General features: G+C 36.0%; 13 protein-coding genes and 1 riboswitch. Of the genes, 12 read left to right on the top strand and 1 reads right to left on the bottom strand.

Features of this window, described 5'->3' with window-relative positions; all coding sequences use genetic code 11:
- The first annotated feature begins 10 nt into the window (after positions 1 to 10).
- The 11 genes from rnmV to AACH31_RS11020 all read left to right on the top strand — a co-directional run bounded on the left by rnmV (position 11) and on the right by AACH31_RS11020 (position 11,880).
- The gene (gene rnmV / locus AACH31_RS11070) at positions 11 to 562 is read left to right on the top strand and encodes a ribonuclease M5 (protein ID WP_161832404.1); all 552 of its coding nucleotides are present in this window, start codon (positions 11 to 13) and stop codon (positions 560 to 562) included.
- Between the two features lie 19 nt (positions 563 to 581).
- Positions 582 to 1,454 (top strand): 16S rRNA (adenine(1518)-N(6)/adenine(1519)-N(6))-dimethyltransferase RsmA, encoded by an 873-nt coding sequence (gene rsmA, locus AACH31_RS11065; protein WP_161832403.1) that lies wholly within the window; start codon positions 582 to 584, stop codon positions 1,452 to 1,454.
- 175 nt (positions 1,455 to 1,629) lie between these two features.
- Positions 1,630 to 2,442, top strand: a complete 813-nt coding sequence (gene yabG, locus AACH31_RS11060; RefSeq protein WP_161832402.1) for a sporulation peptidase YabG — start codon at positions 1,630 to 1,632, stop codon at positions 2,440 to 2,442.
- 111 nt (positions 2,443 to 2,553) lie between these two features.
- Entirely contained in the window at positions 2,554 to 2,787 is a 234-nt protein-coding gene (locus tag AACH31_RS11055) for a Veg family protein (RefSeq protein WP_161832401.1), read from the top strand.
- A gap of 80 nt (positions 2,788 to 2,867) precedes the next feature.
- On the top strand, positions 2,868 to 3,722 hold the full coding sequence (gene ispE, locus AACH31_RS11050; protein WP_161832400.1) for a 4-(cytidine 5'-diphospho)-2-C-methyl-D-erythritol kinase: 855 nt from the start codon (positions 2,868 to 2,870) through the stop codon (positions 3,720 to 3,722).
- A 192-nt stretch (positions 3,723 to 3,914) separates the two neighbouring features.
- On the top strand, positions 3,915 to 4,169 hold the full coding sequence (gene spoVG, locus AACH31_RS11045) for a septation regulator SpoVG (protein ID WP_161832399.1): 255 nt from the start codon (positions 3,915 to 3,917) through the stop codon (positions 4,167 to 4,169).
- A 224-nt stretch (positions 4,170 to 4,393) separates the two neighbouring features.
- On the top strand, positions 4,394 to 5,761 hold the full coding sequence (gene glmU, locus AACH31_RS11040) for a bifunctional UDP-N-acetylglucosamine diphosphorylase/glucosamine-1-phosphate N-acetyltransferase GlmU (RefSeq protein WP_161832456.1): 1,368 nt from the start codon (positions 4,394 to 4,396) through the stop codon (positions 5,759 to 5,761).
- A 107-nt stretch (positions 5,762 to 5,868) separates the two neighbouring features.
- Positions 5,869 to 6,843, top strand: a complete 975-nt coding sequence (locus tag AACH31_RS11035; RefSeq protein WP_161832457.1) for a ribose-phosphate diphosphokinase — start codon at positions 5,869 to 5,871, stop codon at positions 6,841 to 6,843.
- Between the two features lie 322 nt (positions 6,844 to 7,165).
- A complete protein-coding gene (pth, locus tag AACH31_RS11030) occupies positions 7,166 to 7,726 on the top strand; it encodes an aminoacyl-tRNA hydrolase (RefSeq protein ID WP_161832458.1) in 561 nt (186 codons plus the stop codon).
- Positions 7,727 to 7,751: 25 nt separating this feature from the next.
- A complete protein-coding gene (gene mfd / locus AACH31_RS11025) occupies positions 7,752 to 11,282 on the top strand; it encodes a transcription-repair coupling factor (RefSeq protein WP_320100815.1) in 3,531 nt (1,176 codons plus the stop codon).
- A 58-nt stretch (positions 11,283 to 11,340) separates the two neighbouring features.
- The gene (locus AACH31_RS11020) at positions 11,341 to 11,880 is read left to right on the top strand and encodes a stage V sporulation T C-terminal domain-containing protein (RefSeq protein ID WP_161832460.1); all 540 of its coding nucleotides are present in this window, start codon (positions 11,341 to 11,343) and stop codon (positions 11,878 to 11,880) included.
- Positions 11,881 to 12,007: 127 nt separating this feature from the next.
- Here the strand turns inward: AACH31_RS11020 and guaB are convergent, their stop codons facing one another.
- A complete protein-coding gene (gene guaB, locus AACH31_RS11015; protein ID WP_161832461.1) occupies positions 12,008 to 13,483 on the bottom strand; it encodes an IMP dehydrogenase in 1,476 nt (491 codons plus the stop codon).
- Between the two features lie 430 nt (positions 13,484 to 13,913).
- Positions 13,914 to 14,014, top strand: a riboswitch (purine riboswitch).
- 213 nt (positions 14,015 to 14,227) lie between these two features.
- Here guaB and AACH31_RS11010 point away from each other — a divergent pair.
- On the top strand, positions 14,228 to 15,889 hold the full coding sequence (locus tag AACH31_RS11010) for a formate--tetrahydrofolate ligase (protein WP_161832462.1): 1,662 nt from the start codon (positions 14,228 to 14,230) through the stop codon (positions 15,887 to 15,889).
- Positions 15,890 to 15,935: the final 46 nt, after the last annotated feature.

Genomic DNA, 15,935 nt, shown 5'->3' with positions numbered 1-15,935 from the left:
AGGAAAAAAGATGTTTAAAGAGATTATTGTAGTCGAAGGTCGGGATGATACGAGGCGATTAAAAGAGGTATATCCAGAAATTGAAACGTTAGAGACAAACGGATCGGCTATTAATGAGGACGTTATTTCACGCATCAAGGAGTTGCAGAAAAAACGTGGAGTGATTATTTTTACCGATCCTGATTTTCCGGGAAATAAAATTCGTCAACGCATTATGCAAGAGGTGCCACTTTGTAAACATGCCCACCTTCCTAAACGGGAGGCAATTGCTAAAAATGATAAGGGAGTCGGGGTTGAGCATGCAAGCGCCGAATCGATTAAGCGGGCTTTACAAGATGTCATCACGCCTAAAACTGAGGTGACGGAGGAGATTGAAACAGAATTTTTGTTTGATTTAGGATTAATTGGTCATCCAAATAGTGCAAAAATACGGGAAAAGCTAGGCGAAGTGTTAGGAATCGGCTATGTGAACGGAAAACAACTTCAAAAGCGTTTAATGATGTTTGGAGTTACTAAACAACAAGTTGTTAATGCATTAGCAGAAGAACCAAAAAGTGTCTAAAATAAAGGAGCTATTAAGTATGAGAGATATCGCAACGAAGTCAAACACAAGAGAAATTATAGAAAGACATGGGTTTACCTTTAAAAAAAGCTTTGGGCAAAACTTCTTAACAGATACAAATATTTTAAATAAAATTGTAGATGCCGCTGATTTATCAGATGAGGTGGGTGTCATTGAAATTGGGCCAGGTATCGGGGCCTTAACTGAGTTTATTGCGCGTAAGGCAAAAAAAGTGGTGGCTTACGAAATCGATCCGCGTTTAATTCCAATTTTAGCGGAAACATTAGCCCCATATGATAATGTAAAGATTATCCATCAAGATATTTTGAAGGCAGATGTCGCATCGATGATTGAGGAAGAGTTTAAAGATGTGAAGGAAATTGCGGTAGTTGCTAACTTACCGTATTATATTACAACTCCTATTTTGATGGGACTCATCGAAAAGAAATTACCTATTGATCGTTACGTGACTATGATGCAAAAAGAGGTAGCGCAACGTTTATCAGCCTCTCCGGGATCAAAAGATTATAATGCTTTATCAATTGCCGTTCAATATTATACGGAGGCTAAAATTGCTTTAACAGTTCCAAAGACTGTTTTCATTCCCGCTCCGAATGTTGATAGTGCGGTTGTTCGTTTAACAAAACGTAAAGAGTTAGCAGTTGATGTTTTAGATGAGGATTTCTTTATGGAAGTTGTTCACGGTGCTTTTAGGCAACGAAGAAAAACATTACAAAATAATTTAAATCAACACTTTACTTCTTTATCGAAGGAAGAAGTGACAGCAATTCTAGAAGAGGCCAATATTTTACCGAACCGCCGTGGGGAATCTTTATCCATTGAGGAGTTCGCCCATCTATCTAATGTGTTTTATCGTCATTTAAAGGCATAAATTCTCTCTTTATAGTCTAAAAGCCCCTTATTATAAGGGGCTTTTAGACTATAAAGGTTACTGGAATCAATTCATTTTAAGTTTATTTGAAAGCATGGGAAGAGGAATCTTTTTATGCTTTTTTGTGTAGGCACATTTAAAGGGGTGGGGCATATAATAACGTGAGGTGATAAGGATGGATGAAGAAGTCAAAGTAGGGGATATTGTAGGCCGTCGTTCTTATGGATCTGACACGATGTTTCGTATTGAGGAAATTACGGGAGACGTCGCCCATTTAAAGGGAATCTTCTTTCGTTTGACGGCGGATGCCCCATTAAGTGATTTAGAAATTATTTCGCGTGAGGAGTATCAACGTGCAGAGCAGGTGGAGTTTGATCAATATCGAACCATTCTCCCCCCTGTTATGGATAATATGAGAAGTTATGATAATGGAGATTTTTATATTAGTGGACGGATTTTACACATTGATGGGGATGAAGAGTACCTCCAGAAAAGTATCAAACTGTATAAATATGCAAAAGTTTATGCACAGGCATTTGCGGTTCCTGAGAAGGATATGAAGGTTAAAGTTCCTGAATTAGTTAAACGGTTAAGACCAAATATTGTTGTTATTACGGGGCATGATGCATTAGAAGATAAAGAACATGAAGATGATTTGATGGCGTATAGAAGTTCAAAATACTTTGTAGAGACGGTTAATGCATTGCGTGAAATCGAACCTTCGCTTGATTATTTGATCGTTATAGCTGGGGCGTGCCAATCGCATTTTGAGGCGTTGATTGGTTCTGGAGCAAATTTTGCATCATCGCCTAAACGTATTAATATACACGCGCTTGATCCAGCGATTATTGCGGCAACGATTGCCCTAACCCCTTACGAGGAACAAGTGGATTTAAGGGAAGCGATTGAAAAAACGATTGCTAAAATAGCGGGAATTGGTGGTCTTCAAACGAAGGGAACCCTTCGCTATGGAATCAGGAAAATGTAAAAATATTTTATTTTATCATTGATAATGAATAATTTCAACCCTTTAGCATATAATAATATTGAAAAAATTTTCTTTTTATGGTATGCTTTATGATAGAAAGGTCGTGATGTTTTGGCAAATAATATTGTTAATATTCGTCAAGAGTTGAGTGAACAAGTCGGTAAAGAAGTGAAATTAACCGCTTATGAAAGTCGTAATCGAGTGGTAGAACATACAGGTATTTTATCGAATACGTATCCTTCTATTTTTGTGATTGATTTAGATAGTCAACGCGACTCAGTTGACCGAGTTTCTTATAGTTATATTGATGTTTTAACGGGATCGGTAGAATTAAAGTTTAATTAATATTAAAAAAAAGTAGTTGACGATGTTTACTACTTTTTTTTGTATGATAAAATAAAATCATACTGATTGGAGGAATGGCTATGGTAACAATTAAAGCTCCAGCAAAAATAAATTTGGCACTTGATACGCTCTATAAACGAGATGACAATTATCATGAGGTTGAAATGATTATGACAACTGTTGATCTAGCAGATTATATTACAGTCACTCCCCGTAACGACGATAAAATTGTTATTCAATCAAATGAGTTTACAATTCCATTGAATGAAAAGAATTTAGCCTATCAAGCGGCTGAACTTTTTAGAAAACATTTTAACATTAAGCAAGGGGTTGAAATTTATATTAAAAAGAAAATCCCAGTAGCGGCTGGTTTAGCTGGTGGAAGTAGTAATGCAGCGGCGACTTTAAAGGCGCTAAGGGAACTTTTTAAAGTAGATTGTACGATGGATGAGTTGGCCGAATTAGGTGCACGATTAGGGTCAGACATTCCGTTTTGCGTTTATGGTGGGACCGCATTAGCAACAGGTCGTGGAGAAATTATTCATCCGATTCCGTCCCCTCCAAAATGTTGGGTTATTTTAATTAAACCGCGAATTGGCGTGTCAACAAAAGAGATTTATGAGGCACTCAACGCAAATGAGGTTCAACATTTAGATATTAAAGGGATGTTAGACTGTATCGAGTTACAGGACTATCAGGGGATTTGTAATCGTTTAGGTAACTCGTTAGAGAGCGTAACGTTTGAACGGTATCCGGTCGTTGAAGAAATAAAGAATAAATTAATTCAATTTGGAGCAGATGCCGTACTCATGAGTGGGAGTGGACCGACAGTTTTTGCTCTTGTTCGTAAAGAGTACAAGTTAAGGCGTATTATAAATAGTATTAATGGTTGCCTAAGAGAGCATGAAGTTTATGCAGTTAGATTAATTGGCTAGTATGAAAAGCATCTTAATTGTTTATCGATTAAGATGCTTTTTTGTCGGATTAACAAAACAGTTAAAAGAGTATCGGAAAAAAATTCATGAGAATGTATATAATTGTAAGAAAAACACACAAATGACATAAAAAGCACTTACAGTATGTGGTATAATGAAGAGGTGATATGGACAACTTAGGAGGATGAGAGAATGAATATTACAGACGTTAGAATTCGAAAAGTAGAGACAGATAATAGAATGAAAGCAATCGCATCAATTACCTTAGATGGGTGCTTTGTTATCCATGATTTAAGAGTCATTCAGGGGGATGAACACTTATTCGTGGCAATGCCTAGTCGTAAGACGTCAACGGGGGAATTTAAAGACATTGCACATCCAATTAATCATGAAACCCGTAAGGAAGTAGAAGACTTTGTTATTAAGGCCTATGAGGAAGCAGAATAAGAGAGTGAATGCTTAGACTGAAAGGTTATGGGCGTATTATGACACATAAAAAAAGCGTCATGAATGAATGTTTAAAAAGCTACCTTCTTTTAGAAGAGTAGCTTTTTTTAAAATTCTAAACTAAAATATAACAGAGAGGCTTACACTGGATGGAAAATTAAATGTAATGAAGTGTTGAATTGTGCTATACTAAATAAAGAAGTTAGATTAACGGAGGGATTTTAATGAATAAGTATGCAGTTGTATTAGCCGCGGGAAAAGGAACCCGTATGAAGTCTAATTTACATAAAGTATTACACCAAGTATTAGGAAAATCGATGGTGGACCACGCAGTTACAAACTTAGAAAAAATTGGGGTAGATAAAATTGTAACGGTGATTGGTTATGAAGCGGATTCAGTTCGTGCAGAATTGAAAGACCGCGTAGAATATGCGATGCAAACGGAACAGTTAGGGACGGGGCACGCTGTGATGATGACGAAAGATTTGTTAGAAGGTCTTGAAGGGGTAACGATTGTAACTTATGGTGATGTTCCGTTATTAACAGAACAAACTATTTCTAATTTATTTGACTATCATCAAGAACAAGAGGCAGCAATTACTATTTTAACTGCATCGACAGATAATCCGACGGGATACGGGCGTATCATTCGTGATGAAGCGGGTAATGTTTTACGAATTGTTGAACAAAAGGATGCAAATGAGCAAGAATTATTAGTCAAGGAAATTAATACGGGTGTTTGCTGTTATGATAATAAGGTATTGTTTGAGGCCTTAACGAAAATCACGAACAACAATTCACAAGGAGAATACTACTTAACAGATTTAGTTGGAATTATTCGCGACATGGGATTAAAGGTTGTTGCCTATGAGAATGAAGATTTTGAAGAAACATTAGGAGTTAATGACCGTGTTCAGTTAGCCTATGCTGAAAAAGTTTTAAGAAAACGTGTAAATGAACAGCATATGAGAAATGGTGTTACGATTATTAACCCAGAGGCTACGTATATTGGAACTGAAGTGGAAATTGGGCAAGATGTTATTATCTATCCTGGAACAATGATTACGGGATGTTCAAAAATTGAAGATGAGGTTATCATTGGTGCTAATTCACAAATTAACTCATCGGTTATCGGAAAAAATTCAACGATTAATGCCTCAGTTATTTCAGATTCGGTGATTGGTGCGAATACAACAGTAGGGCCTTTTGCTCATATTCGTATGCACGCTGAGGTTGGAAGTCATGCACGTATTGGAAATTTCGTAGAAATTAAGAAATCAGTGTTTAAAGATGGGGCAAAAGCCGCACACTTAAGTTATATTGGTGATGCAATTTTAGGTGAGAATGTAAATATGGGATGTGGTTCAATTACTGTTAACTACGATGGAAAGAATAAACATCAAACCATAATTGGAGCTAATACGATGGTTGGATGTAACGTGAATTTAGTTGCACCAGTGACAATTGAGCCTAATGCTTACTTAGCGGCTGGTTCGACAATTACAAAAAATGTACCAGAGGATGCGCTTGCGATTGCTCGTTCAAAGCAAGAAAATAAAGAGGGCTACGCTAAGATTATTCGACAAAAATAATTTAACAAAAAGATTAAATTTAAACATTTATTGAAATAATTGAAAATAAATGCGAAATTGTGTAAAATATTGTCTGAAGTGTGTTTATTCTAGGAGGTTAAATCAGCATGGCAGAAATTAATCGTAAAAAGTTTAAGATTTTTAGTTTAAATGCTAATCGTCCATTAGCACAAGAAATTGCAGATCGTATCGGTGTTCCTTTATCGGATTTAACAGTTAATCGTTTTGCAGATGGTGAGGTACAAGTTAATATTAATGAAACTGTACGTGGACATCATGTTTTCGTTGTACAACCAACACATAATCCAGTAAATGATCACTTAATGGAGCTTTTAGTTATGATCGATGCTTTAAAGCGTGCATCAGCTAAAACCATTAATGTAATCATGCCTTATTATGGATATTCTCGTCAGGATAGAAAAGCAAAAGCGCGTCAGCCAATTACAGCGAAATTAGTAGCGAACTTAATTGAAGCTGCAGGAGCAACACGTGTGATGACAATGGATTTACATGCGACGCAAATCCAAGGATTCTTTGATATTCCAATCGATGACTTCCGAGCAATGCCTATTATTGCAAAATACTTTATTGATAAAAACTTAGATGATATTGTTGTTGTATCGCCAGACCATGGAGGAGCAACTCGCGCTCGCGTACTTGCTGAATATTTAGATGCTCCTATCGCAATTATTGATAAACGTCGTCCGAAACCAAATGTTGCAGAAGTTATGGGATTAATCGGAGAAGTTGAAGGAAAGCATGCTATTATTATCGATGATATGATTGATACAGCGGGAACGATTCAGATTGCAGCGAATGCGTTAAAAGAGCGTGGGGCGTTATCTGTTTATGCGGCTTGTACACATCCAATTCTTTCGGGTCCAGCTGTTGAACGTATTGAAAATTCAGCCATTAAAGAATTAGTTACTACAAATACAATTAACCTACCAGAAGAAAAACGAAGTTCTAAAATTACACAATTATCTGTTGGCGAATTATTAGCAGAAGGTATTTTACATATTTTAAATGATGAGCCGGTATCAGACTTATTTGTCTATAATCGTGATTTATATAATTTTTAATTAAATGATGAACTGAGGGGGCAAAGCTAATCATTAGCTTTGCCTTTTTATGTGCTCTATGAGTGAATGCCAGTTAAGAATGGGGCCCTAGTAATAGAGGGTGACTAGCCTGATGAACAAATTAATGGGCAAGAAATGGATGAGAGAGGGGACGCGTGGCTTATCAAGGTTTCCAGTTTTATTTTAGAAAAAGAGTAGGAATTAAAGGACATTTTTTTGAGGTATGGAAAAAGCTAATCGATGATTGAATAATGATTGGTAAAATATATAAGGTTCATGTAAAATAGAAGAGGCTATTAAAACTCAAGACGAGGTGATTTTTATGAAATTGTTTGTAGGTCTGGGAAATCCAGGTTCAAAATATGAAAGAACACGTCATAACGCGGGGTTTATGGTGATTGATAGACTAAGTTCAGCATGGAATATTCCCTTAATAGAAGAGAAAAAGTTTAAAGGTGAGATGGGAAGAGGAATTGTAAAGGGTGAGAAAGTTATATTACTGAAACCGACGACGTTTATGAATTTATCAGGTGAGTCCGTTCGTGCACTTATTGATTTTTACGATATTGATGTAGAAGATATTATTGTAATTTATGATGATTTAGATTTACCTCATGGAAAAATTAGAATGCGTTTAAAGGGGAGTGCAGGGGGGCATAATGGTATTAAGTCATTAATTGCACACCTTAAAACTCAGGAGTTTAAACGTATTCGTATTGGAATTGACCGTCATCCTAAGATTCCTGTTGTGGATTATGTTTTAGGAAAATTTACAGAGGATGAACTGGCATTAGTCAATCAAGCGATTGATTTATCAGTGAAAGCATGTGAAATGACATTAACTGAATCTTTTAATAAGGTGATGACAGAGTATAGTAAGTAGTTTTAACTAAGAGGTGGATGGAAGAATGAATATAATGAATCAGTATATTTCAAAGTCGGATGCAATCCAAACTTTGATAAAGGCGTTAGATGGTGAGCATCAAAACGTTTTACTTAGCGGAGTAACTCCGTCTTTTTATGCGTCATTAATGCAAATGTTGTATGAGAATAAAAGAAGGCCTGTAGTTATTATGATGCAAAATTTATATCAGGCCCAGCGTTTGTATGATCAGTTAGTGGAGTTGATGGACGAAGGGTTGGTCCGTCTTTTTCCAATGGACGAATTTATCACAGCGGAAATGCTAGCTTCAAGTTCTGAATTACGTATTGAAAGGATGAATACATTATCTTCGATTATTGAGGATCCTAACAGGATCATCGTTACTCATGTCGCAGGTGCTGCCCGTTTTTTACCGCCTAAGGAAGTTTTTCAACAGGCGGATATTTCATTAGAGGTTGGTGAGTGTTACGATTTAGATACATTAAAAAGAAAGCTAATTGAACTTGGCTACCAATCTGTACGTGCCGTGGAACATATGGGAGAGTTTAGTGTGCGCGGTGGAATTCTTGATGTGTTTCCAATGACGGAAGAAAATCCATTACGTATAGAATTTTTTGACGATGAGATTGACACGATACGCTATTTTACAACGGATACACAACGTTCGATAAAGAAAGTTGAGCGGGCTGTCATTGTTCCAACCTTTGAGTTGGTATATTCGGATCAGGAGATTAAGGCCTTTGAATCAAGCATAAAGGATCTTTTGAACAAAACGTTACCTCTTGTGGATGGGGAAGCACGAGAGATGTTATATGCGAGAATTTATCAAGATATCGAAAAAATTCAAAATCATCAGGATTTAGAATTAATGCATAAATATATTTCGCTTCTATATAAGGATCCGGATACTTTATTATCCTATTTAGACAATCCGCTTGTTATTTATATTGATTATGCCCGTGTTTTGGAAAATCAAGAGCATATGAATGAAGATGCGTTAGCTTGGCAAGAAGGCGCGATTGAAAATGGAAAAACAGTCAAAGGGTTAAATCTGTATCAACCTATCACGACCATTTCAGTAGCTCATCAGTTATTTTTATCTGAACATCTTGGTACGTTACCTAATGTGGAATTGGACCAACATGTTAAATTGGCAACGAAAAGTGTATCGGAGTTTCATGGACAACTAGAATTCTTTGCTAAGGAATGTAAACGTTTAAGAGAAAATGGCGCGACGGTTTTTGTGGCTGTTTCGAGTGTTGAAGCACGGAATAATTTGGCGAACTATTTGGATGAATTAGGTGTTGGTGTAGCATTCCCTACAACCATTGACGAGATTCGCGAAGGGTCTATTCATCTTATTTGTGATTGCTTGGCGGTAGGATATGAACTATTAGAGCCACATATTGTTGTCTACACCGATTATGAGGTCCATACAAAGCGTAAGAAATCTACGGCGTATAAGAGCAACTTTAAAGAAGGAAAAAAATTGAAAGATTATAATGAACTACAACTGGGAGATTATGTCGTTCATGTTCAACACGGAATTGGTCAGTACATTGGAATTGAAACATTAGAAACTAATGGAGCGCGTAAAGACTTTTTAATGATTGCCTATCGCGGGGACGATAAGCTATATGTTCCTATTGATAAAATTCAGATGGTTCAGAAATATGTAGGTTCCGAGGGAGCCAAGCCGAAAATTAACAAATTAGGGACATCCGAGTGGGAGAAAACGAAATCTAAAGTTAAGAAGACCGTTAAAGATATTGCGGATAAGTTGATTAAAATCTACGCCAAAAGGGAACATCTTCCGGGTTACGCTTTTGCGAAAGACACGATTGAACAACATGCCTTTGAAAATGCCTTTCCATACGTGGAGACTGACGATCAATTAAGAGCTGCAAGTGAAATTAAGGAAGATATGGAAGCCCCACATCCAATGGATCGCTTGTTAATTGGGGATGTAGGTTATGGTAAAACGGAAGTTGCGATGCGAGCAGCCTTTAAGGCCGTTCAAGATGGTAAACAGGTTGCTTATTTGGCACCCACAACCATTTTGTCTAAACAACATTATGAATCATTTGTTTCGCGCTTTCGGGATTTTGATGTCAAGGTGGGCTTACTGAACAGATATATTTCAGTAAAAGAACAACAGGAATTGCTAGAAAGTATAAAAAGTGGTAAAATAAATATCGTTGTCGGAACTCATCGGATTTTATCAAAAGATGTTATTTTTAAAGATTTAGGACTTTTGATTATTGATGAAGAGCAACGCTTCGGGGTTGAACATAAGGAAAAAATCAAAGAGTTTAAAACTGAAGTTGACGTCTTAACGCTGACTGCAACACCCATTCCAAGAACATTACAGATGTCGATGATTGGAATTAGAAGTTTATCGCTGATTGAAACTCCCCCGATGAATCGTTATCCTGTACAAACTTATGTTTTAGAGGAACACGATGGGGTTATACGAGATGCGATTGAGCGTGAATTGGCGAGGGATGGACAAGTATTCTATTTGTATAATAGAGTATCTGATATAGAGAAGCGGGCTGCGAAAATACAAAAATTAGTTCCAGATGCAGTTGTAGAATATGCACATGGTCAAATGAGTAAAGAGCAGCTTGAACAAACAATGGCAGATTTTGAAGAAAAGAAATTTAATGTTTTAGTTTGTACAACGATTATTGAAACAGGGATCGATATACCTAATGCAAATACACTGCTTATCTCTGATGCATATCGCCTAGGATTATCACAACTTTATCAGTTAAGAGGGCGTGTGGGTCGTAGTGATCGGATTGCTTATGCTTATTGTATGTACCCACGAAATAAGGTGTTGACTGAAAATGCTGAAAAAAGGTTACAGACAATTAAGGAATTTACTGAATTAGGATCAGGTTTTAAAATTGCAATGCGTGATTTGGCGATACGGGGAGCCGGAGATATGTTAGGTGCGAAGCAATATGGGTTTATTGACACGGTCGGATTAGATTTATATACCCAATTATTAAGTGAAGCAGTCGTTCATGCTAGAGAAGGTAGCGATTTTGAAGTCGCTTCATTTGAAGTACCAAAGGTAGAGTTTGACTTTCCTACGAAAGTCGATGCCTATATACCAGACTTTTATATTAGTGATGAATCAACAAAAATAGAAATTTATCAAAAAATTAAAAAAATTACCAATGATCATTCTTATAATGATATTATCGATGAATTAATTGACCGTTTTGGAGATTTTCCTGATGAGGTTAAGTATTTAATTGATTTAACTTATTTAAAAAACTTAACAGAAGGATATATTGAAAAAACAAAATCGACTAAAAATACGATAGAATTCATATTAAAGGAAGAAATTACACAAGATATTAATGGACAGAAGCTATTTGAGGCTGTTCATAAGATTGGTTCAATGATTCGCTTAGCTTACAAAGAGGGAAGAATCAATATTATTTTTGATTTACCTGTTGTAAAAAGATTACAATGGTTCGAATATGCATTGGACCTCTTTAAAGATTTTGAAAGATTCAAAAATAATGTAAAAAAGGTATAATTTATAAAAAAACATAAAAACTAATGTTAGATAATCCGAAAGTGAGGTTTTGAGAAAGATGAAAGCTACAGGAGTCGTACGTCGTATAGATGATTTAGGTCGAGTTGTAATACCAAAAGAAATTCGTAGAACAATGCGTATTCGTGAAGGGGATTCTTTAGAAATTTTCGTTAATCAATCAGGAGAGGTCGTTTTAAAAAAATATTCTCCTATTGCAGATATTTCTGCTTTTGCTCAACAATATGCAGATGCAGTACAAGGTTCAACTAAAAAAGGTGTTTTAATTGTTGATCGCGAAGATATTATTGCTGCTTCGGGTGAAATTAGAAAACAATATTTAAATCGCCGAGTAAGCCGTCCTTTAAGCGATATGATTGAAAATCGTACCTCTAAAATTGCTGAAGGAAAAGAAGTGTTAGAAATCGTAGACGGTGAGACAACAGAACGTTCATTTGTTATGGTTCCTATTATTTCAAATGGTGATAGCTTAGGTGCCGTTATTTTAGTTGGAACTGAAGAAGATGAATTCGTTAATGAATTAGATATTAATAGCGCTAAAATTGCAACAGCCTTCTTAGGAAAATATTTAGAGGGATAATAAAGAAAAGGACATTAACTTTGATTAAAAGCTAATGTCCTTTAAAATTCATGATAAATTTTATGAAATGATTTTGTTTTATTAATTTATGGTCAAAAAAAGAGTGTGGATTATCCACACTCTTTTTTTATTTTTGATAGTTAGGTGCTTCTTGTGTGATTTCAACATCATGTGGATGTGATTCTCGTAGACCCGCATTGGTAATACGAACAAATTTAGCATTTGTTTTTAATTCCTCAATAGTTGCTGTTCCACAGTAACCCATTCCTGCACGTAATCCACCACATAATTGATAGATTACATCTTCTAATTTACCTTTATACGGAACACGGGCTTCGATTCCTTCAGGTACTAACTTTTTAGCTTCTTGTTGCTTTCCTTGGAAGTAGCGATCACTTGATCCACGTTTCATAGCAGCTAAAGATCCCATTCCTACATAAGTTTTATAGCGACGTCCATTATATAAAATCTCTTCTCCAGGAGCCTCCTCACATCCGGCGAATAATCCACCAAACATAGCGCAGTCAGCACCCGCAGCAATTGCTTTAACAAAGTCTCCACTTAGTTTTAATCCACCATCTGCAATTACTGGAACCCCTACAGTTTTACAGTATTCGTAAACGTCGTTTACAGCTGAAATTTGAGGTACACCTACACCAGCTACGACGCGAGTTGTACAGATTGATCCCGGACCGATTCCTACTTTTACAGCATCAGCACCCGCAGCGATTAAGTCCTTAGCAGCTTCAGGTGTGACGATGTTTCCACCGATTACTTGTAATTGTGGGAAAGCTTCTTTGATTTGACGAACTGTGTTAATAACTCCTAATGAGTGACCGTGCGCTGAGTCTACCGTAATAACGTCTACACCGGCATTGACTAAAGCTGATACACGTTCCATTGTGTCTAAACCAATTCCAACTGCAGCACCACAACGTAATCGTCCATGTTCGTCCTTACAGCTATTAGGATACGACATTGTTTTATCAATATCTTTGATAGTGATTAGTCCACGTAAGACTCCATTTTCGTCGATTAGAGGTAGTTTTTCGATGCGATGGTTCATAAGGATTTCTTTTGCCTCATCTAAAGTGATTCCGATAGGGGCAGTCACTAACTTATCGCGTCCTGTCATAACTTCACTAACTTTTAAGGTATGGTTATTACGATATTTTAAGTCACGATTTGTTACGATTCCTTTTAAAATTCCAAATTCATCGACAACTGGGAATCCAGATACTTTATAATGTTTACATTTCTCGTTAGCTTCTTCAAGTGTTACATCCTCTAAAAGTGTTACTGGGTCTGAAATCATTCCGTTTTGATAAAGTTTAACACGACGCACTTCTTCGGCCTGTTCAGTGATTGTCATGTTTTTGTGGATAAATCCAACTCCTCCTTGATGAGCCAGGGCGATTGCTAAACGAGATTCAGTGACTGTATCCATCGCTGAAGAGATGATAGGAACATTTAATTCGATTTGACGTGTTAATTTTGTTTTTAACGATACATCTTTAGGTAATACTTCACTTCTTTGAGGGATTAACAATACATCATCAAATGTTAATCCTGTTGAAACAACCTTTCCGTTTAATGAATTCATAGTAGGTCCTCCTATAGTTGGTTATTTTATGTCCTCGGCGTGCATAGTATATTTTGTGTGCCTTGTTAAATTTGTAAACATGATAGCATAATTGGTAGTAGCGTGCAACTACAAAAAATAATATAATGAATGAATAACGGAAAAATCATGTTGTGGGAGAATAAAATGGATGGATTAGGTAAACAATATAGAGTTATTTTGAAAATTATGATTGATATTTTCAAATAATTGGTTTATAATTCAATTGTAAATATTTTGTTATTAAATGAAAAAATTTGTAGGAGGTCATTGGGATGAATTGTATGTATATTCGAAAAGTAAAGAAAAAGCAGACAATTTTATCATGTCCTCAATACAATATTAATAAAGAGACTAAAAGGCATAAGGGTTAATTGCGTTTTTTAACGTGTATGTTTTTTAGTCTTTTTAATTGAATAAATATTACAACATTCATATATCATCGATAATATGGTTCGAAAGTTTCTACCCCTTACCGTAAAATTAGGGACTATGAAGGTTGCATAAAATAAAGTTAAATAAGTTGAAGAAACAATGAAAATTCGTTAATACAGGATGAAGTAGAGTTAATGCTTTTTATCCAGGGGAGAATTTTTAAAACTTATGTAATGTTTTAGGCACCTTTAGTTCTTAGCTAGAGGTGCCTTTTGTTTATGTTTTGACCGATATTGTTTATTCTAAATGGGTAGGGCAGTTTCTTATGATGTGAAAAGGAGTGTATTTAAAATGAAAAACGACTTACAAATTGCTAAAGAGATTGAATTAAAACCGATTACAACAATTGCGGAGGAACTAAATATCTTAGATGATATTGAGTGCTACGGTAAATATAAAGCTAAAATTGATTTAAGTGTCATGAATAATCAACGTAAAGATGGAAAGTTGGTCTTAGTGACAGCGATTAGTCCAACGAAAGCTGGTGAAGGAAAAACAACGATGACAGTTGGATTAGGACAAGGTTTCTATCATGTTGGCAAACAGTCTGTGATTGCTTTACGTGAACCATCATTAGGACCGGTTATGGGACTAAAAGGTGGAGCAGCTGGTGGGGGTTACTCTCAAGTGTTACCGATGGAAGATTTGAATTTGCATTTTACTGGTGATATTCACGCTATTACAAGTGCTAATAATGCCATCTGTGCTTTGTTAGATAATCATATTTATCAAGGAAATGAATGTGAGATTGATCCAACCAAAATTGTGTTTAAACGTTGCCTAGATTTAAATGATCGTACGTTACGTGAAATTACAATTGGACAAGGGTCACATGTTAATGGAATTGAACGTAAAGATGGATTTAATATTACTGTTGCTTCTGAAATTATGGCTGTTTTATGTTTGGCAACTAGTTTAGAGGATTTAAAAGAAAGAATTGGTAACATTATTGTTGCGTATACAAAAAATGATCAACCGGTATTTGTGAAGGATTTAAAAATCCAAGGTGCGATTACGATGTTATTAAAGGATGCTTTAAAGCCAAATTTAGTTCAAACGTGTGAAAATACACCTGCAATTGTTCATGGAGGTCCATTTGCAAACATTGCCCACGGATGTAACTCAATTATTGCGACTAAAACGGCGTTAAAATTAGGGGAATATGTTGTAACTGAAGCTGGTTTTGGTGCTGACTTAGGTGCTGAAAAGTTCTTAGATATTAAATGTCGTGAAGGTAAATTAACACCTGATTGTGTTGTTATTGTTGCGACAGTTCGTGCGTTAAAAATGCATGGTGGGGTAGAATACGACAATTTAAAAGAAGAAAATGTTGAGGCATTAGCAAAAGGAATTGAAAATTTAGCGAAACATATCGACTCTATTCAAAAATTCAACTTACCGTATGTGGTTGCCGTGAATCAGTTTACTCACGATACAGAAGCAGAATTAGAATTCCTAAAAAAATGGTGTGAGGAAAATAACCACCCATGCGAGATTGCTAACGTTTGGTTAAATGGTGGAGCAGGTGCTAAGGAGTTAGCTAATCGTGTTATTGAATTAGTTGAGAATAATGACCAAACATTTAAAGTTTTATATGAGCGTGAGGCAAAGTTAGAGGACAAAATTTTAACTATTGCAAAAAACATTTACGGAGCTCGTGGAGTTGTTTATACAGATGAAGCTAAAAATCAACTTCAAAAAATTAAAGAGTTAGGTTATGAAGATTTCCTAGTATGCATGGCTAAAACACCAGTTTCGTTAAGCGATGATCCAAAGGTATTAGGACGTCCAACAAACTTTGATATTACGATTCGTGAAATTCGCATTTCGGCAGGTGCAGGGTTTATTGTATGTTTAACAGGAAATGTATTAACGATGCCAGGCTTACCAAAACAACCAGCTGCACTTAAAATGGATGTGACGCCAGAGGGAGAATGTGTCGGATTATTCTAGAGAGTAATAAGCATCCGCTCGATATATTTTGAGGTTAAAATAGGAA

The organism is Turicibacter faecis (assembly GCF_037076425.1).
GTDB lineage: Bacteria > Bacillota_I > Bacilli_A > MOL361 > Turicibacteraceae > Turicibacter > Turicibacter faecis.
Note: the sequence above shows the minus strand (reverse complement) of the source record. Positions and strands in the feature narration are given on the sequence as shown.

Bases quoted from the DNA above. Each gene is read 5' to 3' on its own strand.
- spoVG (WP_161832399.1), top strand. From the start codon at position 3,915: ATGAATATTACAGACGTTAGAATTCGAAAAGTAGAGACAGATAATAGA.
- mfd (WP_320100815.1), top strand. From the start codon at position 7,752: ATGAATATAATGAATCAGTATATTTCAAAGTCGGATGCAATCCAAACT.
- rsmA (WP_161832403.1), top strand. From the start codon at position 582: ATGAGAGATATCGCAACGAAGTCAAACACAAGAGAAATTATAGAAAGA.
- pth (WP_161832458.1), top strand. From the start codon at position 7,166: ATGAAATTGTTTGTAGGTCTGGGAAATCCAGGTTCAAAATATGAAAGA.
- yabG (WP_161832402.1), top strand. From the start codon at position 1,630: ATGGATGAAGAAGTCAAAGTAGGGGATATTGTAGGCCGTCGTTCTTAT.
- guaB (WP_161832461.1), bottom strand. From the start codon at position 13,483: ATGAATTCATTAAACGGAAAGGTTGTTTCAACAGGATTAACATTTGAT.
- ispE (WP_161832400.1), top strand. From the start codon at position 2,868: ATGGTAACAATTAAAGCTCCAGCAAAAATAAATTTGGCACTTGATACG.
- AACH31_RS11035 (WP_161832457.1), top strand. From the start codon at position 5,869: ATGGCAGAAATTAATCGTAAAAAGTTTAAGATTTTTAGTTTAAATGCT.
- glmU (WP_161832456.1), top strand. From the start codon at position 4,394: ATGAATAAGTATGCAGTTGTATTAGCCGCGGGAAAAGGAACCCGTATG.
- rnmV (WP_161832404.1), top strand. From the start codon at position 11: ATGTTTAAAGAGATTATTGTAGTCGAAGGTCGGGATGATACGAGGCGA.
- AACH31_RS11020 (WP_161832460.1), top strand. From the start codon at position 11,341: ATGAAAGCTACAGGAGTCGTACGTCGTATAGATGATTTAGGTCGAGTT.
- AACH31_RS11010 (WP_161832462.1), top strand. From the start codon at position 14,228: ATGAAAAACGACTTACAAATTGCTAAAGAGATTGAATTAAAACCGATT.